Source organism: Oscillospiraceae bacterium (genome assembly GCA_015065085.1).
In the GTDB taxonomy this organism is placed as follows: domain Bacteria; phylum Bacillota; class Clostridia; order Oscillospirales; family SIG627; genus SIG627.
In genome coordinates this window covers 1-22,068 of the sequence record SVQW01000003.1, presented here as the reverse complement: position 1 = coordinate 22,068, position 22,068 = coordinate 1, and the positions used below count along the sequence as shown (strand labels likewise).

General features: G+C 43.0%; 20 protein-coding genes. 12 read left to right on the top strand and 8 right to left on the bottom strand.

What is annotated here, in order from left to right; genetic code table 11:
* Positions 1–163 precede the first annotated feature (163 nt).
* The gene (locus tag E7588_03815; protein MBE6688391.1) at positions 164–4,285 is read left to right on the top strand and encodes an S-layer homology domain-containing protein; all 4,122 of its coding nucleotides are present in this window, start codon (positions 164–166) and stop codon (positions 4,283–4,285) included.
* Between the two features lie 37 nt (positions 4,286–4,322).
* Entirely contained in the window at positions 4,323–4,922 is a 600-nt protein-coding gene (locus E7588_03810) for a hypothetical protein (GenBank protein MBE6688390.1), read from the top strand.
* Between the two features lie 125 nt (positions 4,923–5,047).
* Here E7588_03810 and E7588_03805 read toward each other — a convergent pair whose 3' ends face one another.
* Positions 5,048–5,800, bottom strand: a complete 753-nt coding sequence (locus E7588_03805; protein ID MBE6688389.1) for a DeoR/GlpR transcriptional regulator — start codon at positions 5,798–5,800, stop codon at positions 5,048–5,050.
* 111 nt (positions 5,801–5,911) lie between these two features.
* Between E7588_03805 and E7588_03800 the strand changes: the two genes are divergently transcribed.
* The 3 genes from E7588_03800 to E7588_03790 are packed head-to-tail and all read left to right on the top strand — an operon-like array spanning position 5,912 to position 8,645.
* Positions 5,912–6,607, top strand: coding sequence for an L-ribulose-5-phosphate 4-epimerase (locus tag E7588_03800; GenBank protein ID MBE6688388.1), 696 nt, complete (start codon positions 5,912–5,914; stop codon positions 6,605–6,607).
* Positions 6,607–7,860 carry a sn-glycerol-1-phosphate dehydrogenase gene (locus E7588_03795; GenBank protein MBE6688387.1) on the top strand — a complete coding sequence of 418 codons (1,254 nt, stop codon included), beginning with the start codon at positions 6,607–6,609 and terminating at the stop codon, positions 7,858–7,860. The genes E7588_03800 and E7588_03795 overlap by 1 nt, the downstream gene beginning before the upstream one ends.
* Positions 7,857–8,645, top strand: coding sequence for a hypothetical protein (locus E7588_03790; GenBank protein MBE6688386.1), 789 nt, complete (start codon positions 7,857–7,859; stop codon positions 8,643–8,645). The genes E7588_03795 and E7588_03790 overlap by 4 nt, the downstream gene beginning before the upstream one ends.
* A gap of 328 nt (positions 8,646–8,973) precedes the next feature.
* On the opposite strand, the gene E7588_03785 is transcribed toward E7588_03790, so the two are convergent.
* Both E7588_03785 and pap read right to left on the bottom strand, forming a co-directional pair.
* Positions 8,974–9,420: an SMI1/KNR4 family protein gene (locus tag E7588_03785; protein ID MBE6688385.1), complete on the bottom strand. Its 447-nt coding sequence runs from the start codon at positions 9,418–9,420 to the stop codon at positions 8,974–8,976.
* Positions 9,420–10,919, bottom strand: coding sequence for a polyphosphate:AMP phosphotransferase (gene pap, locus E7588_03780; protein MBE6688384.1), 1,500 nt, complete (start codon positions 10,917–10,919; stop codon positions 9,420–9,422). The genes E7588_03785 and pap overlap by 1 nt, the downstream gene beginning before the upstream one ends.
* A 253-nt stretch (positions 10,920–11,172) precedes the next feature.
* On the opposite strand from pap, the gene E7588_03775 reads away from it, so the two are divergent.
* From E7588_03775 to whiA, 6 genes are all read left to right on the top strand, one after another.
* The gene (locus tag E7588_03775; GenBank protein MBE6688383.1) at positions 11,173–12,096 is read left to right on the top strand and encodes a hypothetical protein; all 924 of its coding nucleotides are present in this window, start codon (positions 11,173–11,175) and stop codon (positions 12,094–12,096) included.
* Positions 12,097–12,331: 235 nt separating this feature from the next.
* Entirely contained in the window at positions 12,332–13,297 is a 966-nt protein-coding gene (locus E7588_03770) for a hypothetical protein (GenBank protein MBE6688382.1), read from the top strand.
* Positions 13,298–13,528: 231 nt separating this feature from the next.
* The gene (gene hprK, locus E7588_03765; protein MBE6688381.1) at positions 13,529–14,473 is read left to right on the top strand and encodes an HPr(Ser) kinase/phosphatase; all 945 of its coding nucleotides are present in this window, start codon (positions 13,529–13,531) and stop codon (positions 14,471–14,473) included.
* Between the two features lie 30 nt (positions 14,474–14,503).
* Positions 14,504–15,451, top strand: coding sequence for an ROK family protein (locus tag E7588_03760; GenBank protein MBE6688380.1), 948 nt, complete (start codon positions 14,504–14,506; stop codon positions 15,449–15,451).
* An 88-nt stretch (positions 15,452–15,539) separates the two neighbouring features.
* Positions 15,540–16,367, top strand: a complete 828-nt coding sequence (murB, locus tag E7588_03755; GenBank protein MBE6688379.1) for a UDP-N-acetylmuramate dehydrogenase — start codon at positions 15,540–15,542, stop codon at positions 16,365–16,367.
* Complete coding sequence (whiA, locus tag E7588_03750; GenBank protein ID MBE6688378.1) at positions 16,361–17,299, top strand: DNA-binding protein WhiA; 939 nt, start codon at positions 16,361–16,363, stop codon at positions 17,297–17,299. The genes murB and whiA overlap by 7 nt, the downstream gene beginning before the upstream one ends.
* 39 nt (positions 17,300–17,338) lie before the next feature.
* On the opposite strand, the gene E7588_03745 is transcribed toward whiA, so the two are convergent.
* From E7588_03745 to E7588_03735, 3 genes are all read right to left on the bottom strand, one after another.
* Positions 17,339–17,929: a manganese efflux pump gene (locus tag E7588_03745; GenBank protein ID MBE6688377.1), complete on the bottom strand. Its 591-nt coding sequence runs from the start codon at positions 17,927–17,929 to the stop codon at positions 17,339–17,341.
* A gap of 246 nt (positions 17,930–18,175) precedes the next feature.
* The gene (locus tag E7588_03740) at positions 18,176–19,267 is read right to left on the bottom strand and encodes a hypothetical protein (protein ID MBE6688376.1); all 1,092 of its coding nucleotides are present in this window, start codon (positions 19,265–19,267) and stop codon (positions 18,176–18,178) included.
* A gap of 53 nt (positions 19,268–19,320) precedes the next feature.
* Positions 19,321–20,187 carry a GPR endopeptidase gene (locus tag E7588_03735; protein MBE6688375.1) on the bottom strand — a complete coding sequence of 289 codons (867 nt, stop codon included), beginning with the start codon at positions 20,185–20,187 and terminating at the stop codon, positions 19,321–19,323.
* A 172-nt stretch (positions 20,188–20,359) separates the two neighbouring features.
* Here E7588_03735 and E7588_03730 point away from each other — a divergent pair, with 172 nt between their 5' ends.
* Complete coding sequence (locus tag E7588_03730) at positions 20,360–20,623, top strand: 30S ribosomal protein S20 (protein ID MBE6688374.1); 264 nt, start codon at positions 20,360–20,362, stop codon at positions 20,621–20,623.
* A 58-nt stretch (positions 20,624–20,681) separates the two neighbouring features.
* Here the strand turns inward: E7588_03730 and E7588_03725 are convergent, their stop codons facing one another.
* Positions 20,682–21,059, bottom strand: a complete 378-nt coding sequence (locus E7588_03725) for a hypothetical protein (protein ID MBE6688373.1) — start codon at positions 21,057–21,059, stop codon at positions 20,682–20,684.
* A complete protein-coding gene (locus E7588_03720) occupies positions 21,056–21,730 on the bottom strand; it encodes a DUF421 domain-containing protein (protein MBE6688372.1) in 675 nt (224 codons plus the stop codon). Before E7588_03720 ends, E7588_03725 begins: the two co-directional genes overlap by 4 nt.
* Positions 21,731–22,068 lie beyond the last annotated feature (338 nt).

Genomic DNA, 22,068 nt, shown 5'->3' with positions numbered 1-22,068 from the left:
TTTTTAAACACGAAAAACATTATTCAATATGTCCAAAATCGGCTGTTTACATATGTGCACACATCACAATATCGACGCAAAATGTGCATCTGTATTGATTTGACATCTGTTTTGTGATATAATTATAATGATATATGCACGTGAATTTCGATAGAAGCAAATCATGAGGTCTGTTATGAAAAAAATCAAACTGCTTTTAATGTTCGCATTTTTTGCGGCTGTATTCTCACTATTTGTATCGGCATCTCCACAGTGGGTTTTTGACAGTGCCGATAAAACTGCCGGCTGGGCTTTTGAAGGTTGCAGTAGTGAGATGTATGAAAATGTTCTTCTGCTTACTGCCGGTACCAATGATTTCTGGATGACAAAAAAGCTTACGGCAGAGGAAAAGGTTGACTGCTCGGAGTATAAGTATGTGGCATTCAACATCAGAACCGTGACTGAAATGAAAGCCGGCGGCATATTCTTCGGAACATCGGTGAATCCGGGACCTAAGGGGCCGGAGTATTCCGAATTCGGTATAACGGGTGACGGCAAATGGCATGACTATATTATTGATATGTCGGAATACTCTCACGGCTTGTGGGAGGGAACGCTGACAGCCTTACGTCTTGACCCTGTAAACGGCACACTGCCTGTCGGAACGCAGGCATACGTGGGACGAATAGGCGTCTTTAACTCAAAAGCCGAAGCGCAAAGCTTTCTCGATGAGCAGGTGTGTCCATGCTTTGAACCGCAGTGGGTATTCAACAAGCCGGGCGAAGTGGAAAAATGGACTGCCAACGGTTGTGAAGTTTCATGTGAAGACGGTGTTCTCAGCATGAATGCCACAAGCACGGATCCTAATATAAAAAGAGTCCTTTCTTCAGGTGAGAGAGTGAATTGCTCGGAATACAAGTATGTGGCATTCAGGTTCAAGACCGATACAACTCATCAGAACGGTGCGCTGTTTTTTACCACCGATACCAATTCCACACTTACTAATGACAATCATGTTTCGTACAGATTGATTGCTGACGGACAGTGGAATAACTACATAATCGACATGTCGTCCAATGCGAATTGGAAGGGCGAGCTGAATATGCTTCGCCATGACCTGCAAAACGATCATACTCTTGTCGATGCACAGCTGATGCTGGAACGCCTGGGTGTTTTTAAGACCGTTGAGGCGGCAGAGGCTTTTCTGGGCGGTGAGGCTGACGAGGCAATAGACGGACTATACTGGACATTTGACGACGAAAAGAATTTCAGTAAATGGGATTATATCAATGCTTCGGCAAAACCGTTCGAGAATGTAATGCTGTTCAGGAATTACGGCAACGACCCGATAATGGTCAATGAGAATATCCCCGGGGGATATTCCTGCTCGGAATATAAATATGTGGCTTTCAACATGTGCACGGATACCTCTTTAAACCATGGCCTGGTATTCTTTGCCACAAGCAAGGATGTTAAGCTTTCGGACACGAAATTTGTAAAGTTCGATATCAAAAGCGGCGGTGAATGGAACGACTACATTGTCGATATGACGGTAAACGCAAACTGGAACGGGCTGCTTACCATTCTTCGCCTTGACCCTCAGAACGGCGGAACGGATGTTCCCGATAACTTTTACATAGGACGTATAGGACTGTTTAAAACACGTGAAGAAGCGCAGAAGTTTCTGGATAAGCAGAAGCTCCCGGAGATCAGCTCAAAGCCGGCTCCGCAGTGGATATTCGGCGAGGACGGCGATGGCTCACATTATTGGTATACTAAAAATGCAGAGGCGGACGAAACGTTCGGAGTTTCCAATTACCATGCATCGACGAGCGATGCACAGCTTATAATAGATTTCAAGTCGAAATATGATAACAAAATGCAGAAATTCGATGCATCCTTCCAATATGCGGCAGTGAGATATAATGCATCGTCGGTAAATAACAATTCCAGGTATTCCGCATATCTTTATTTTAAAACCGAGGGTGACACGAATTTCAGCCAGGACAGGGCAGTATCCGCGTATATATATCCTGACGGCACTTATCGTGATCTTATTTTTGATATGTCATCCTGTGACAATTGGAGCGGTACAATAACCTCGGCAAGGCTTGATCTTCTGAATTGGAACGATGTGGGTGACAGCTTTATAATCGCCAGAATCGGATTTTTTGAAACGGAAAAAGAGGCGCAGGATTTTTTGAATGCCGACGAATCCCTGGCGGACTTTAACAGGCTGTACGAGCGTCGCACGGATGAATATAAAACGACAATTTTGCCGGGAAAGCTGAATTACGGTTACAGCATTTATGATTATGATGCTGATGTTACCCTTCCCGAAGGTGAATGTGACAGCTATGTTGTGGTTTACTCGGATGAGGACGGAAATGAAAACGTTGTCGCGCTTTCCGATGTCAATGTGGCGGGATATGTGCGTTATGTGGCAGAATTTCCCGGTGAATACAGCATCAGAGGTGTGAATGTTTCCATTGATGATATTGCAGGACACTGGGGCGAGGAGAATATAAACTATACTGCATCGCGCGGTGTGCTGTGCGGTACCGATGAGGGCGAATTTTCACCCGATATGCCCGTCACCCGCGGTATGTTTGCGACAGCGATGGGACGTATGCACGGAATTGACACCGATTTGTATACCCAAAATGCTTTTTCGGATGTTTCGGAAAACGAGTATTATGCTCCTTATATTCAGTGGGCAGCAAATAACGGTATAATTGAAGGTGTTACACAAAACGAATTTATGCCCGAAGCCCCAATGACACGTTTGGACATGGCGACAGCGGTTTATAACTATATAGACTGCTACCGCTTTGATGTGAAATCTCCCGGATTTTATGATACTTTTGCAGATATATCCGATTGTGCCGTTGAGGAACGTGAGGCGATAGAATATATTTCCCGTGCGGGACTGGTCAATGGCGTGGATAAAGGAATGTTTGACCCGTACGGACTTCTTACCCGCGCCGAAACCGCGACGGTACTTTCGCGCGTTATAAAGGGCGTGGTGGGAGCGAACTATTCCCATCGCTTTGACCGGGAAAAATTCCTTATCGGTGCTTTCGGATACAATGACTATCTCTATACTCCGCAGAATATACGTAACCTTGCAGATATGGATGTTGATGTACTGATGTCAGGCTCCGCCGACGAAGAGCTTCTCAGGCTTCTGGAAGAGTACAATATGGCTTTCATACCCGGCTCGCGTTTACATTCCTGGTGGGGTGATAACGGTGAAAATGCAGGAACGTATGACGATTTGCATTCCCCCGAAGATGTTGCACAGGAGCTTGCCGGGGCAAACAAGAGCGAGATTATTGTTTCGGATTATATCGTCGACGAGCCCAGTGCACTGGACTACGAGGGCATCAATGCTGTATATCAGGAGTATATAAGACTTACCGAGGGCAAAACATTTCCTCTGGTAAATCTTTACCCGAATTACGGTAAGCTGTATAATCCCGATGACCCTACCGCACTGTCTCAGCTTGGCACTCTTACATATAAGCAATATGTGGATGAGTTCGTGGAAAAGGTGGATGTGGACTATATCTGCTTTGATAACTACCCTCTGGGAAGCGAAGGAAGCTTCGTGAAGTATCTGCAGAATCTCGACGAGGTTGCGGCAGCATGCCGTGATAATGACAGAGATATGTGGGTGATAATACAAACGGGTGCATGGACAGAAAATAAGGCGATAACGGCGCGGCAATTGGAGTGGCAGATGTACACTTGCATGGCATATGGTACCAATTTTATAATTCATGCCTGCTACATTCCCGGCTGGTGGGATGATTCCACAAGCTGTATTACTACCGAAGGCGAAAAGAACCCGACCTATTACTATGCTCAGAGTGCCAACAAAGAAATACACCGCATGGGCGATGTATTCATGGAATATGACTATCTGGGTACTTACGGTGTAGGACAAAACGCAAATACCGCATCAAATATCACGACTCAGTTTGCAGCCCAGAATGAACGCAATGCGTTACGTGACGGCTTTGACGGTATCGACGGAATTGAAGTTACAAGTGACGCGGGATGCCTTGTGGGGTGTTTTACCGCCAAGGATGGTGATTCAAAAGCCCTTATGCTGGTTAATTGCCGGGATCCGTTTGACAAAAATGACAACGGCACCGTGAATGTAACGTTGAATGTGGAGAAAAATGAGTGCGTTACGGCATATGAAAACGGTTATTCTGACATATACACAGCCGATGCAAACGGAAACGTGACAATTTCCATCCCCGATGGCGAGGGCGTATTTGTTACCGTAGGACGGTAATTCTTAAAGTTATTAATTAAAATGAGAGGTAATACAGATGAAAGAGTTTTTACTTGACGCAAAACACTTCAACAAGGATGATTGGCATTATTGCATAACTCACAGGCGCGGATGGGATATTCCGCTGGATTTCATTCATAAGGAGGACTGCCTTATGAATAAGCTGCTTCCCAAGGAACAGGCAATTGTCGATGCATGGGAGTACATCAGCGTTATCAGTAAGGAAGGCTTCAAGCCCGATAACCTGTGGGTTGAATTGGATTGCAAGTTCGAAGTATTCGGCGCGCCCTGCCTGGTTTTCACCAATGAATGGGATACAACAGCCGAAGGGCTCAACGTATACAGACATCACTATGAATTTTGCGGCTATAAAAACGGACTTAACGTATGGGATATCCGGGGCGCTGACGGAAAAATGGTATCAAAAGCAATGGCTAAAACATATTTTAAAGTGCCCGAGAATGAAAAAATCACTATCCGCGCCGAATTTGACAAGGGAATGATAAAAGGCGGAATAGGTGAATTCAGCGTAGCGCTTCCGTTTGAAATGCCCGAAAAGCTTCATATCGGATTTACAGCCTGCGAGGGAATAAACAGCTTTTACGCGATTCGCTTCGGAAAGCTGAGAGAAGAATAATAAAAAAATCGGCTTTGAATATGCGGAGTGTTCTTAGGGACAGTTATTTCATATTATAAAAGAAGGAACAAGAATTCAAATTTTGATTCTTGTTCCTTTTTTGTTTAAACAAATTGAACCGCTTCTCAAAGTATCTTACATTTTGAATTTAATTCTTTCCAGACTGTATCAAATATGGCGATATCAATATCATTTATTGATGCGAGTGTATATAGTGATTTTCTGTTGAATTTTTCGCTGTCACATAAAAAAACACTTTGTTTAGTATTTTCCAGCATAAGAGAACGAAGATAGTTTTCTTCTTCTGTAGGGTCAGAAATAATTCCGTTTTTATCCAGCGCATAAGACGAGAAAAACAAAATGTCCGGATGAATTTCTGAAATCACTCTGTAGCTCTGAGGTCCTGATAATACGGCGGAGTTATTTACACTGCCACCACCGACACAATGTGTTTTAATACCATAGTTTATGGCATTGAGAGCCGTAATCATGTTGTTTGTAAAAAGAGTTATATCTTTATGCTTTGCAATGTATGGAATTAAGAAACCGGCAGTGCTTGAACCATCTAACATGATAATCTGCCCATCACAAATGAGATGTTCGGCTTTTTTTGCGATTTTACGTTTTGCAGCGGTATTCTGTGACAGGCGATTTTGAAGCGGAGCTACCTGATTAGCATTTAATATATTAGCTCCTCCGTGTGTGCGCTTGATAAAATACATATTTTGCAGTTTGGTTAAATCACGGCGAATACTTGATTCGGAAGTATATGTTAATTGGGAAAGTTTCTTTACCGTCATAAATCCATTTTTGTTCAGTAATTCAAGAATTTGTTCTTGTCTTTTTGAAGTGCTCATTTTAACACCTTTTTTGCTCATTTTATAATTTTATATGATTGTTTTTCTAGTTTATCGCCAAATATTGAAAACAAACAATCATATTATATAATTATACCATAAAAAAATAATAAGTCAATATGAGGTGATATAATGTTGGAAAGTATAAAAGAGAGAGTGCTTAAAGCAAATCTTACTTTGAAGAATAAAAAGCTAATTACGCTAACCTGGGGAAATGTTTCGGAACTTGACAGAGAAACCGGCTATGTTGTAATAAAGCCGTCAGGCGTGGATTATGAAAACATGAATGTCGATGATATGGTTGTAGTTGACCTTTCCGGGAAAGTGGTTGAAGGTAAATGGAATCCTTCTTCTGATACCCCCACTCATTTAGAATTATACAGAAGTTTCCCCGAAATTGGTGGAATCACCCATACCCACTCAAGATGGGCAACAATTTTTTCGCAATGCGGAATGGATATTCCGGTGCTTGGTACAACGCATGCCGATGCTTTTTACGGGGCTGTTCCTTGCACCCGAAAGATGACTGCCGCCGAGATAACAGGGGAATATGAACTTGAAACCGGTAAAGTTATTGCAGAGCTTTTCACCAAAGAAACTATTTGCAGCATTCCTGGGGCTCTCGTATATTCTCACGGCCCTTTTACCTGGGGAAAGGATGCGAAAGATTCTGTGAAAAACGCAATTATTTTGGAAGAGGTAGCAATGATGGCATGGCATACTATTATGATGAAACCTGATATGAAATTCCAGAAAGAACTTCTTGATAAACACTATCTCAGAAAACACGGAGAAAATGCTTATTATGGACAGAAGGAGTGTAAATAATGATAATAGACAGTCAAAAATATAACGGTAAATGTTCTTGTGGGAATGAACATAAAATGGAAACAGAGTTTTGTGTGATTGAATCCGGTTGTCTGGTGAATGCTGATGAGTATATTGAAAAATGCGGACTAAAAGGGTTTTCGGTTGCTATATATGATATAAATACATACAACGCTACAAAAGGAGTACGTCCGGCAGCGGATAAGGAAATTATCCTACTCCCCGAAAATCTTCACGCGGACAATCATGGAGTGGCTATGGCATTGGAACAGATTCCGGAAAATTGCGATTATATGCTTGCTGTTGGTTCGGGGACAATCCATGACATAACTCGTTATTGTGCTTATAAAAAAGGGGTTCCTTTTGTGTCTTGTCCAACTGCCGCAAGCGTTGACGGATTTTGTTCATCTGTTGCCGCAATGACATGGGACGGTTTTAAAAAGACATTTGAAGCAGTTGCCCCCAAAATTGTTATAGCAGACCTCGGTATTATATCAAAAGCGCCGATGTTTCTCACAAAATCCGGTTTTGGAGATATGATTGGAAAATTTATAGCTTTGGCAGATTGGAAAATAGCACATACATTGACAAATGAATATTTTTGCGCGACCATACACGATATAACTATGGATGCAACAAAAGCTGTTACAGAAAGTGCAAGAGCAATAAAAGTCGGTGATATAACTGCTTATGAAAAGCTTACATATGGGCTTTTAATGTCAGGACTTGCAATGCAGATGCTTGGCAATTCACGCTGTGCTTCGGGTGCAGAACATCACATTTCCCACTTAATAGAAATGCAACCAGAGGGCTTGGCTGTAAAATCTGATGCATTACACGGAGAAAAAGTTGGTGTAGGTACATTAATTGCTTGCAAGGAATATCATCAAATTAAAAACAGCAATTTAAAATGGAAAGATTATCGTAAGGCAGGCACCGATTATGTTAAAGATATGTTTGGAGAAAAATTAAGTGATGCTATAATTGCAGAAAATTCAAATGACTGCGCTTTGGGTATAACTGCAAAGCTTATAGAGGAAAAATGGGATAAAATCCGTAGTATAATAGATACTGTTCCCACATACAAAGAGTTAATTGAAAAATACGAAGTGCTTGGAGTAAAATCTGATCTTGGCGATATTGATGTACAGGAAGAAAAATGCAATTTGCTTTTGGAATATTCACCACTTGTACGCAATAGGCTGACACTTATGAGATTACGCAGAACAGTAATTAGGGAGGAAAACAAATGAATGGTTCAAGAATTATTTTAGCAGCACATCGAGGGGACAGATTTAATTATCCCGAAAATACAATGCCGGCTTTTGAATCAGCAGTCAGACTTGGGGTAGATATGATTGAAACAGACGTCAGGATGAGTAAAGATGGAGAACTTGTGTTGATGCACGACAGAAGCGCACTTCGCACAACAGGAATAGATAAAAATGTTGATGAAATGTCGCTTTTAGAAATCAGGAGCCTTGATGCAGGGTGTACTTTTAAAAATCCTGTTATAGCTAAAATACCTACTGTAAGAGAATTTCTTGAGTATATTAAAAATGCCAATATAATGGTAAACTGGGAATTTAAGGTTTATCCGACTGATTTTGATACCGATACTGCATTTGAAGTTGTGGATAAGCTTGTTAAGCTGATTGATGAATACGATATGGTTGATAGATCTATGATGAATTCATTCAGTGCAAAAGTTCTAGAATATATCTATAAGAAGTACAGAAACAAGTTCCCAATTCACGGACAAGGCATATACAAATGCAAACGTTCATGCGACTTGTCCGAAATTGACGAAACCGAGCTTTTTGACTGGTGTTGTCTCTATCCCAATGAAGTTGGACGCAATCCTATTGAGTTTAAGGAGAATTTTGATTACTGTGTAAAAAACGATATTATTCCTTGCATTTGTATTCCGGACAATATTGAGAACTATAAAACAGCAATTGATTACGGGTGCAAAATGTTTACCTCAAATAACATCGCTGAGGCAGCTCGAATTTTATCAGAACTCAAAGTGAGATAAGTATCTTTTTATGTCCGGTACTTTAACAAGCAGGGAAAATGTATACCATTTTCCAAAACATTTAGGATATCCTAAGACCTTAAACGGTACGATGTAGCATCGTACCTACAAAAAAGGCAGAAACAAAATCAATTGTTTCTGCCTTTTTTAATTACTGTCCTTAAGGACACTTCGCATATTCAAAGCCGATTTTTTTAATGCAATTTGTTGTTGTGCGATAGATTGTGACGTGAGCTTTACGACATGGATGCGTATTGTTTTTGTTTTACTTCTGAAAAAATGATACCCCGTCAGCACTGACGGGGTATCAACTGCTTTTTGTTTTGCGTTACATTCTTTTTCCCAATGCTTCGTCGCCTGTGGCTTCGTCACCGTAGTAAAGGTTTATGAATTCTTCCAGAGTGTTGCAGATATAAAGACGTTCGTCGGTGTCATGATTCCACATGAAAATGCGGTTTTCTTCGACTTCTCCGCCTATAATTGGGTAGCCGAAGTAATCTCCGCAGCCGTTGTCACCGAAGAACAGCAGGCAGTCAAGAGGCATGTAAACACCTTCGGCCAGCTTTCGGATGTCACGGTTTTCAGAAATGAGGCGAGTTACCGGGAATATTGCACATCCGTCTCCGTCGGATTCCAGGTAGAAGTTATATAAGTCTTCCGGCAGGTATACACCCAGCTGAGCTTTCACGGAGGCAATGTCATCCTTGGTGGCGGGGTCGGAAAGGTCGACCCATTCTATATTGGGGAGTGTGTCGTAAAGTTCTTTGTAGTTCATCAGAATATGTTATCCTCTCTGTCAAGTCTGTTTTCAATGGCGTTTATCAGTGTTTTTATTGCTTTTATTCGGGCAAACTTCTTGTCATTTGATTCTATTACCGTCCAGGGGGCAAAATCCGTGGAAGTGTATTTGAGCATATCGTTACAGCACGTTTCGTACATATCCCATTTTTCACGGTTTCTCCAGTCCTCGTCGGTTATTTTCCAGTTCTTTTCGGGGACGTTCTGACGCTCGGTGAAGCGCCTGAGCTGTTCTTCCTTGTCGATGTGAATCCAGAACTTTACAATAATGGCACCCCAGTCGTGAAGATATTTTTCAAATTCACAGATTTCGTTGTAGGCTATGCGCCACAGTGAAGGGGGAGTGATTTTCTCAATTCTTTCTACCATTACCCTGCCGTACCAGGAACGGTCGAATATCTGGATATGACCCGTTTTGGGCAGATTGTTCCAGAAACGCCACATATAGTGATGGGCAAGCTCCGCGGAATTCGGTGCGGCTACGGGCACCACCTCAAAGCCTCTGGGATCAAGTGCTTGAGTTATGCGCTTGATGTTTCCGCCTTTTCCTGCGGCATCCCAGCCCTCATATACAATTATGATGGGTATTTTACGTTGATATATGATGTTATGAAGCGTTCTCAGCTTTTTTTGCTCTTTTTTCAGAATTTCCTTGTAATCATCGGGGTCGATGCTTTTGTCCAAAGAATATTCTTCAAGCTTTGGAGCATGCACAAGGCTGTACACCGGTGCCGGAATTTCCTCCGAGGCATCGAGGGGAAGCTTCTTGCGCTCTATTGCGGCTTCTACTTCGGAAATTATGGTGTTAAATATTTTAACTCTGGCAAATTTTCTGTCATTTGCTTCCACTACCGTCCAGTGAGCATAAGATGTGTCGGTGCGTGTAAGCATATTGTCAAATGCTTCAAAATGAGTTTCGTATTTTTTGTGGCGTTTTATATCTCGTTCTGTTACGCGCCAGGCGGTGGCGGGGTCTTTTTTCAGCTTGGTGAAACGTTTGGCTTGCTCCTCTTTGCCGATGTGTAAAAAGAGCTTTATTATCAGGTAACCGTTATCGGCGAGCTGACGCTCGAAAAGGCGAATGTTGTTGAGGTATTCATGCGTTGTCTCGTCATCGCCGTTGGTTTCGACCTTTCCGACGGAAACGTCATAATACCAGCTTCGGTCGAAAAGCGCAATCTGACCATCCGAGGGAATTCGTTGCCAGAAACGCCAGAGCGGAGGCATACGCTTTTCTGTGTCTGTCGGTGCATCAATGGAGTGGACTTTGAAATTTCTGGGGTCAAGATTTTCGATTATATCAGAAATAAAGCTTCCTTTTCCTGAGGCTCCCCAGCCCTCAAAAATAATGATTACGGGTATTTTCGCATTTTTTACCATTTGCCCCAGCATAGAGATTTTTTCGCGCAAGGGTTTTATGAGAGCGGAATATTCTTCTTTAATCAGCATGCTGTGAAGATTTACGTCATAGAGCATACAGTGTTCCTCTTTCCTTTGTACTGTACATCAATTATAATTGTTTTGCCCCGGTTTGTCAATATCTTTTACAAGCATTGCCAATATATACAAAATTAATTCGCGTTTTTGGTGCAGATATACAAAAATATAATTGTCGGCTTGATTCAAGCTTAAAAGTTAAAAAAATCACTTGACATTTTGAATGCTATATGTTATTATGTATACAGTGCAACAACACTATCAAAAACAAAATATTGAAGGAGACACAGAAATGAAAAGATTTTTAGCAGTTGTTCTCGCAGTTATGATGCTGTCCACACTGGTAGTTTTCGTAAATGCGGAAAGAGACTATGAAGTAGTTGAACTGCTTCAGTTCACCACCGCTCCCAAGATCGACGGTGTTATCACCGAAGCTGAATGGGGCAAGCCCACCGTAAGAGTTCAGCCCGACCAGAAGACAACAGACTATGTTGACCAGGACGGCGTTGAAGAAGCTGAGGAAAACATCTGGTTTGACCTGTGGCTGCGTTGGGACGCTAACTACTACTACATCGGTATGTATCTGCCCGATACCACCCACTACCTCCCCGCAAGTGAAACTAATCTCTGGAACGGCGACGTTGTACAGATGGGCTTTGACCCCGAAGGTCCTTTTGCTAATGAAGACGTTATGGAGCCCTGGAGTGATAACTACACCAACATGGCTTTCGGCCTTGTAAGCGGTGAGGGTAACACACTTTCTTCCTGGGCTTGGTACGGTCCTTCCGCAGGTGGCCAGGTTGAAGGCGCTAAGTACAACATCAAGCGCAACGGCATTTACACCACCTACGAGCTTGCTATTCCGTGGACCGCTATCGGCGTGGAAAACGGCGTTAAGGTCGGCGACGTTTACGGCGCTACCATCGCACGTGTTATGTCCGACGGTGATGAGGATGACCCCTGCAACGGTTGGATTACCTGGGGTACAGGTATTCTTGGTAAGAATATCGTAGACGAAGAGATTGCTTCCGGTTCCAACGGTTTGCTTCTCAGCGCTACTCCCGCAGTTGGTGCAACTGCTCCCGCTACATCTACAACTACCGCTCCCGCAGGTACTGCTTCCGCACCCCAGACTGCTGACGCCGGCATCATCGGCATCATCGCAACCATGGCAGCATCCGCAGGCGCAGTTCTTACCTTTAAGAAAAGAAAATAATTGAATTGACTTATTAAAAAGCAGGCTGAACCCTCAGCCTGCTTTTTGTATCGGATGCGCTTTTTGATATAATGCACAAAAAAGCAAAACTGTTTTGGCGAAAAACACGAAAAAAACGATTTTGACTTTTTTCGCCTTCAAAAATTACAAAATTCACTTGACAATAATTCATTTTTGTAGTATCATATTCACAATGATAGGTTGCTATCAAAATATTTTTTAAGGAGAAAACGAAATGAAAAAACTCTTAGCTGTACTTCTCGCAGTTATGATGCTTTGCTCCATGGCTATGGTTGTAAATGCTGAAATACCTAACGAAGAAGTTGAAGTACTCCAGTTCACTACCGCTCCCAAGATCGACGGTGTTATCACCGAAGCTGAATGGGGCAAGCCCACCGTTAAGGTTACTCCCGAGCAGGCTACCACAGAGTACCGCGATGCTCACGGCGTTGAAGAAGATGAGGAAAACATCTGGTTTGACCTGTGGCTCCGTTGGGATGCTAACTACTACTACGTAGGTATGTATCTGCCCGATACTTATCATGCACTTGCCGCAAGTGAAGGTTCACTTTGGAACGGTGACGTTGTACAGATGGGCTTTGACCCTCAGGGCGTTGACGTTAACGACGATCTCCAGAATCCCTGGAGTGAAGATTACACCAATATGTCTTTCGGTCTCGTAAGCGGCGAAGGTAACACCCTTTCTTCCTGGGCATTCTTCAGCCCTGTATGCGAAGGCGAGCCTGTTTCCGGCGCTAAGTACAATGTTAAGCGCGACAAGGGCTTCACCACCTACGAAATCGCTATTCCTTGGGAATCCCTCGGTGTAGAAGGCGGCGTTAAGGTTGGCGACCTCTTCGGTGCTACCATCGCACGTGTTATGGCTGATAACGAAGAAGACGGCTACAACGGCTGGCTCAGCTGGGGCGTAGCTATTCTTGGTAAGGGCTCTGTTGCAGATGAAGATCTCTGCGGTAACAACGGTCTGCGCATCAGCGCTACTTCTGCTACCGGTGCAGCTGCTGCAGGCTCTGCAACCACCAGCACCACTACCACTCCCGCAACCTCCAACACTCCTGCAACTTCCACCGGTGCTACCGGAGCTACCGCTCCTGTTACCGCTGATGCAGGCATGATTGCTGCTCTTATCACTATGGCAGCTTCTGCAGGTGCAGCTCTCTCCATCAAGAAGAGAAGATAATTTACATCAGATAAGAATAAAAGCAGTCCGACGGACTGCTTTTATTTTTTTGTTAATTTAATCAAAAATGTTGAAAAATTTATATATTTGATGTATAATTATATAAATGGTTTTGTATGTAAGCGGAAATTTGGTTTTCATATTTTCGCAATACGAAAGCACGGTGCACCGTTATATAAATAAAGCTGCAATACGGGCATCTGCTTTTCACATATATAGTGAGGTGATCGTATGGAAAATGAACAATACTTTGTGACACTGGAGCAAATAATTAAAGAATTCGCACTGGAAGAGGTATATCTTCCCGAAAACGGTAAGTCAGTCAAGATACTCAAGAACGACGTCAACCGTCCGGGACTTCCGCTATCGGGCTTTTTCGATCGATTCGATAATGAACGTACCCAAATAATCGGTCTGACTGAGTACGAGTATGTACTTGACCAGCCTGAAGAAAAACGCCGGCAAATGTTTGAAGCTTTTTTTGCCGCAAAACCTGTTTGCTTGATTTTTACCAGCGCTCTTGAGGTTTTTCCGTATGTTGTGGAAGCGGCAAAAAAATACGGCTGTCCCATATTGAAAACACAGGAACGTTCCACGGCTTTTATGGCGGCGTATATTGCATATCTTAATATTCAGCTTGCTCCCCGCATCACACGACATGGTGTACTTGTGGAGGTGTACGGTGAGGGTATTCTGATACTTGGCGACAGCGGAGTCGGTAAGAGTGAAACTGCTATTGAACTTGTGAAACGCGGTCATCGACTTATAGCGGACGATGCAGTGGAAATAAAAAAGGTTTCGGCAAAAACCCTGGTAGGATCCGCACCGGAAATAATTCGTCACTACGTTGAACTTCGCGGTATAGGAATAGTGGATGTAAGACGTATATTCGGTATGGGTGCCGTAAAAATGACTGAAAAAATTGACCTTGTTATAAATCTCGAAAACTGGGTTGATGGTAAATTCTATGATCGCTTGGGAATGGATACGGAATATACTGAGATAATGGGAATTCAGGTTCCCAGCATTACCATCCCTGTGAAGCCCGGCCGAAATCTGGCGATTATATTTGAAATAGCCGCTATGAACAACCGTCAGAAAAAGATGGGATATAATACCGCAGTGGAATTCAATAAAAAGCTTATGGGCATAAGCGATAGTGACATTAATCGTTGATAATAAATATTATTTGAGGAGAATATAATTATGTATACACTTGGAATTGATTTAGGCGGAACCAACATCGCAGTTGGTGTTGTGAGCGATAACAAAATTATCAAAAAGGCATCTACTCCCACGCTGGCTAAGCGTGCCCCCGAGGAAATAGTTAAGGATATGGCTATGCTGTGCCACAAGGTTATAGATGAAGCCGGTCTTAAGGTATCGGATATTGCATTCTGCGGAATATCCACTCCCGGTATTGCCAACAATGAGGCGGGCAGAGTAGAGTACGCCAACAATCTTCCGTTCAGCTTTTTCCCGATTGTGGAAATTTTGAAAAAGTACATTAACATTGAAAAGGTATATATTGCCAATGATGCCAATGCGGCGGCAAAGGGCGAGGCAGAGGTTGGTGCGGCGGCAGGCAGTAAGTGCTCCGTTATGATAACGCTCGGTACGGGTGTCGGAGGCGGTATAATTATTGACAAAAAGGTTTATACCGGCTTTAACTGCGCCGGAGGTGAGCTGGGACATATTGTTATTGTTCAGGGCGGACGTCAGTGCACCTGCGGAAGACGCGGATGCTGGGAAACTTACAGCAGTGCTACGGGACTTATACTTACCACAAAAGAAAAAATGCTGGAAACCAAGAATACCGTTATGTGGGATATGTGCGAAGGAAATATTGAAAAGATAAGCGGAAAAACCGCGTTCAAGGCGGCCCGCGCAGGCGACAAGGCGGGAAAAGAAGTAGTTGATGAGTATATAAAAATGCTGGGCTGCGGTCTTACAAACATCGTAAACATATTCCAGCCCGAGGTGCTCAGTATAGGCGGCGGTGTATGCAATGAAGGCGATTATCTTTTGGACCCTGTAAAGGAAATAGTTTACCGCGAACAGTATTCCGCCGAAAACGTTCCCGATACAAAAATTGTTATTGCACAGCTTGGCAACGATGCGGGAATCATAGGCGCGGCAATGCTGGGAATATAGTTTTAACCGGAGGTACCTTTTGAATAATTTGACTGAAATTTTGCAAAAGGAATTTCAATACAGCGGAATTATAAAAGAAAATATTCTTATGAGTGATTATACCTCGTTCAAAACGGGCGGCCCTTGCCGGATTGGTGTGTTTCCGAAAACTGTGGAGGACATGGCAAAGGTTATTCAGATTCTTGGCGACTCGAAGTACTGCGTTCTGGGCAACGGCTCGAATGTGCTCTTCCCTCAAAACGGGTATGACGGCAGTGTTGTTTTTACAACAGCTATGAAAAATGTTGAGGTCCGTGATGATGTCATAACCGCATTGTGCGGAGCGGGTATAACCGGTATTGCGGGAACGGCGTATAAAAACTCGCTCAGCGGTCTTGAGTTTGCCTACGGTATTCCGGGGACTCTGGGCGGCGCGGTGTATATGAATGCCGGCGCATATGACGGAGAAATGGCGCAGGTCGTGGAAACCAGCACATATGTTGCAAAAGACGGAACCGTGCACACCATCGCTAAGGAAGAACATGATTTTTCTTATCGCCATAGTGCTTATGTTGACAGTGACAGAATAATAGTTGAGTGTTCCATGCGCTTGAAGCAGGGAGATGCCCGCGAAATAAAAGCTAAAATGGATGAGAATATGTTCAAACGCCGCGATAAACAGCCTCTTGAGTACCCCAGTGCGGGAAGTATATTCAAGCGTCCGCCAAATAATTTTGCGGGTAAGCTGATAAGCGATTGCGGACTTAAGGGATATGCCATAGGTGGTGCACAGGTTTCTGAAAAGCATGCGGGATTTATTATAAATACAGGCAATGCCACCACCGATGATATTCTCAAGCTGATTGAGTATGTAAAAAATGAAGTGTATAAGAATTTTTCTGTTGAGCTGGAATGTGAGGTCAGATATATATGCTGATGACTTATTCTCAACAGGTGAAGAATTTTTTGTGCGAAAAGTCCTGGGAGGAATTCAAGGCTGAGTCCAACTACGAAAAGGCAAAATTCTTTTTGTATGGCATATTGCTTTTTTCGGGGGAATTCGGCTTTGAAAGAATAATACTCAAATGTGAGAACAGTAATATTCTGGAAGTGTGTGCCTATGTCCTGATAAATTGCTTTGACGCTGACATAAAAATCACGGAGCGCAAAAAGGGTGATGGGCTTTGTTATACTATTTCTGTCGACAAGGCTGAAGACATAAAAAAAATAACCGATAATTTCGGTTATACATCTGAGGATGTTTCGGTTTACCGCATTAAAAAAAGGCCGGATGCTGATTGTCGTCAGTATTTTTTACGGGGTGTTTTTGTAGCGTGCGGAAACATTCATTCGCCTCAGAAAAGTTATCATCTTGAATTTTCAACCAGCCGTATGACTTTAAGCGGTGAGCTGTTTTCTCTTCTGGAAGAGGCGGGGATTGACATAAAGAAAACAACGAGGCGCTCGTACTATGTTCTTTACTGCAAGGGCAGTGAGAGTATTGAGGATTTTCTTATGCTTTTGGGAGCAGAGAATTTCGCATACGATGTTATAGAAACGCGGATTGAAAAAGGAATTATCAATAACATTAACCGCGTGAGCAATTTTGAATCCGCAAATCTCAATAAGACTATTGATGCGGCGGCGATATCACTTTCGGCAATAGCTTATCTTCGCGAGCAGGGTGTTTTTGAATCCTTGCCCGAAAGCCTTAAGGAGACCGCAAAGCTTCGTGAGGAAAACCCCGAGCTTACATTATCCGAGCTTTGCAAGCTTTTTAAAAAACCCATTTCAAAATCGGGACTTTGCCACAGAATTAATAAAATCATTACAACGGCACGTGAATACAGCGACTACACATTGTTTTAAAAAATCGGTGGTGTTCTTCTGAACACCACCGATTTTTAATCAAAACCAACTTGTTATAAAAATTTCCAGTCCGATTATTATAAGAATTGCACCGCCGAATATTCCTGCTTTGTCAGAAAGCGCCGTACCCACTTTTCTTCCTATGAATATACCTGCGGTACAAATGGCAAATGTTACGGCAGATATTATTCCTGCGGCAACCAATGCGGAAAACAAATCATAATCCGCTATTGTAAATCCGACGGATAAGGCGTCAATGGATGTTGCAACACCTTGAATTAAAAGCGCGCCTAATCCCAGACTCTTGCAACAGCATTCACAGCAACCGTCGTTGCACTTGATTCCCTCATACAGCATTTTACCGCCGATAAAGCACAGCAGTATCAATGCTATCCATGGGATTAGCTTTTCAAATGCCTTGAAGTGCTGTGCGATGGTATGTATGCAGCACCAGCCGATAAGGGGCATCAATGCCTGAAAAAAAGCAAAAACTGCGGCTATTCCCAATGCCTTGCGGTGCTTCATACAGGGCTCGTTAAGCCCGTTTGCGAGAGATACGGAGAACGCATCCATAGCAAGACCGATTCCCAAAAGAGCACTGTTGAAGAAGAAGATAAAATTCAGTTCCATTTTTCCTCCAAAAAAGGGCACGTTTTACCGTGCCCGCAGAAAGCTGACAGACTACACGCACAGTCGCCCATTAATGAGTCTCGCATATTAAAGTAAGCCAGACCGAAAGGTCAGTGTGTTGACTTACTGCGACTTGCGCTTGCTACTCCCTCACAATTTTACAATTTTAGCATAAATTCATTTTTTTGTCAATATGTTATAGCCGAAAAAAGTCGAACTAATGCCGCCGAGAAAATTTCTTTTCGGCTATTGCATTATTGCCCGGGCGAAAACTTCAGCTGCGTGTATTGCGGCACTTTCTGCCTCGCTTAATGAGTTTGCACAGGAGCCCACTTCCAAAATGACCGCACCCGGACAAAGCTCCTGATTGAAGCTCCACGTACGCAGGTAAACCGGACGTGAAAAGCCGGGGTACATAATATCGGCAGTGGTTTTGAACTTTAAAGCGAGCGAAAGATTTTTGCGCCAATCCGGATGATTGTCACCGCTTCCCATCACCAGCATTATTTGCGCGGTGCTTTCATCCTCGATTGTGCATACCGGTTTTATTTTTTCACCGCCGCTTCTGATGATGGAATCACGATGTAAATCTACAATATATTCTATGGATGGGTATTTCTCCAGATACCCTTTGATTGTTTCGCGTGCATTAGCGTAGGATTTGTTATAATTGGGGTTGTCGTGTTGCGCTGTACAGTGCAGGGTAGGTATTCCCAGAGTGTTTAGCTTTTCTGAAAAAAGCTTTCCCAGGTGAACCACGTTTTTGGTGTTATCAATGCTTCTTGTGGTGGTGTGTGACGGAGAATAATAACAGCTTTGTGTTCCGTCGGAGTTTATGATGCGGTAGCTTTCTTCGGGCGTTGTGAAGCTTTCGGTTGCGTGAGTGTGAAGCACCAGCACCAAAGGATCGTTTCCGGTTTTCTTGGTTGGGGCGAATGCTGAAATAGAGTTTTCTATATCAACCTTGAAGTCTGTGTCATTTATCAGAGGACTTCCGTTTTGGGATAAGTCGGTTGGAAATATTTCTTTGGCATCCTCGGGCAATAAATCGTTTATAAGTGCGATTTGCGGTAAGGCAGTCAGTTTTTCGCAGTCCGTAGGCATAAGCGCCGTTATGTAATCACCCATGGGATAGCTCCCGTTTGACGGTATCTGCAAAAAAGCGGTGTCGATCAGCTCTTCCGATGAGTTTTCGGGTGTCTCGTGAGGAAGTCGTAACGCTAACGTGTCTATTCTCAGAATGGAAAACGACAACACCGCCAACGGAAATATCATAGAAAATATAACAAGCGGTATTATTGCAAACAATGATACCGCGGACAATATTCGTTTACTCATTTGTATGTCTCCTTTTGTTTGGACTTGTTAAAATATATGCGTTTCCTGAGATTTTATGAACACATCGACAGCATTTCTTCGTAGGTGAGGGCGGTGTGCAAGGCGAGGTTTATCGAATATCCGATAAGCTTTGCCATGTTGTCGGTTATCATGTCGCTCTCTTTGAGCGTTATGAAGCATTCCAAACCATTACCTTTCTGGTTGTCGTATACTATTCCCAGCTTTCGTGCCATATCGGGTGCAGTTTCGGATATATCAACAACTGTCGGCACTCCGATGGAGATAACAGGAACCCCCATTTTTTCCTCGGTCAACGCCAGACGTGCATTATTAACGCCCGAGCCGGGTTCGATGCCGTGATCAGAAAGCTGTATCATGCACGAAAGATGGGAAAGCGAACGTGAAGCAAGAGCGTCAATCACTATCAGACAGGATGGCTTTATATCATCGATTATACTTTTTATAATATCTCCGCTTTCTATTCCTGTCTGCGATAAAACTCCTGGTGCCAGCGCCGCCACCTCGCTGAGTGAAAGGTCGCGGTATATTGTGGGGCAGATAGAACGTATGTGACGCGTCACGATAACGTGCGAAATCGCCTTGGGCCCCACTGAGTCTGCCGTTATAAAGCGATTTCCCAGCCCTGCGATGAGTATGTTTTCTGCATCCGACGGCAAAAGCTCGCGTATACGACGCGCCAGGAATTCTGAATACATTCTGAAATGTTTGGGTGTAAAATCCCGTTCGGTTTTTACCGTTATATATTTTCCTTTCGGCTTGCCGGACGCTTTTTCACCGGATTCATTTGTGATTTGTATTGTTGTTGCCATTATGCCATCGTCGGAAAACTCTTCCATTATTATACCGTCGGGCTTGCCTTTGCCTGATGCAAGTATGTTTTGGTGTACTTCGTATGCCATATCTGTACGTATATTTATCAGAAAAATCACTCCTTCTTGGAAGGATTATTGACATGCGGGAAAGTTTTTAATATTTTTTTTTGTAAATTCTCAAAAAAGTATTGAAATTTTTCAAAATATGTGTTATTATATTACATGATATTCTATCTGTTATATTTAGGAGGTGAATTCCTTGCCGAACATTAAGTCCGCAAAAAAGCGTGTTCTCGTAGCCGCTAAGAAAACATTGCAGAATAAAATGACTATTTCTGAACTCAAAACTACCATTAAAAAGTACGAAAAGGCTCTTGCAGAAGGCAATAAAGAGCTGGCAGTTCAGACCTACAAGCAGGCGGTTAAGTCTATTGACCAGGCAGTTGCTAACGGTCACATGCACAAAAATACTGCCGCAAGAAGAAAGAGCTTGTTCACAAGAAAGCTCAACGCAATGAACTAATCGGCATCAGCCGCAACAATAATGCTCCGCGATTGCGGAGCATTTTTGCGTTTATATGCTAAAATATGTTTCTCCACCACAGTTGTTCTGTATCCAGTAATGCACGAACGACACAAAGCAACCGCTCGCGTGCCGCTTTGTACTCGGCTATGGTATCCGAGTGAAAGTATACATTTATATTATATAACTCGGGTTCTGCGCGCATTATTTCTGCACGGTGTGTGGTTAAAGAGAGGAATGACTTGACTCTTTCCCATTTGTGCAATAAGTGCTCGGGTGTTTGAGTGCGGTCGCCCGGTCTGCTTGGCGGAGTGGCGGGCAAACCGGATATAGCGGTGTAAAAGCTCTCGAGCTCCTTTGCGGTATTGGAAGAGATGACAGTTACTGCTGTTAATAACATCAGAAGTATTGCACAAGCCGTGTAAAATGACTTCATATTTTTTCCCTCATCACGATAAAAGTTTCATCGGCATCGTTTACTGTCATCATGAATACTTTATTTGGCTTGATCTTCTTTTTTTCAAGGTAGGACAGTAACCATTTCTGACTTTTTCGTGCGGCGCTCAGCGCGCTGAAGTTAATTGCACCGTCGGAAATGATGAGATGGTGAATCCCTTTTTCTTCGGTTTTTATTTTAAGATCCTCCGGGGTTGCATTTTGAAATTGAGATTTTAAAGCAATGCTTATTTTTCCGTTTGGTTCCATTATGGCATAATTGACTTGCGAAGGGTCGCTGACATCTTTTAAGCGAAGTTCGGTCATAAGCTCGTTGATAGTGAGCCGTACTTTTTGCATGCCCTTTTGGTCCACTTTGCCGTTGACAATGAGGAATGTGGGGTTTTTCCCCAGCAGGTTTTTGAAATAATTGCTTTTTACTGCCAGGAAAGAAAGAACAATTTCAAGGCACAACAATAACAGGGTAGGAATTATTCCGTGAAGCAGAGGCGTGCCGGCATCGCTGATAGGAGCTGCGGCGAGTTCTGATATAAAAATGGTGGTCACCAGCTCTGATATTTCGAGCTCGCCGATTTGGCGTTTCCCCATTATACGCAGACATATTATTGTTACAAAATATATTATCAGAAGTCTTATGCAGATGGTTGCCATGTTTTGCCCCCTATGTTGTTTGGGTAATAATTGTATAAAACCTTTGTAATATAATATCCATTTCTGTTGGTTTTATCAAATAATCGAAAAATGACAAAAAAATCGAAAAAAGGTATTGACAAAACGAAATCGTTGTGCTATAATAATCAAGCACTCGAGAGAGAGCCCCTCGGAAGAGGGTAAAAAAAGATATTACGCTTAAAGGAAAGTCAAAAATTTTTTTGAAAATTTTTCAAAAAAGTATTGACAAACGAAAAAAAGTGTGATATAATAATCAAGTCGCCGCAAGAAAGCGGAGACGAATTCGGACCTTGAAAATTGAACAACGAAAGAGACAA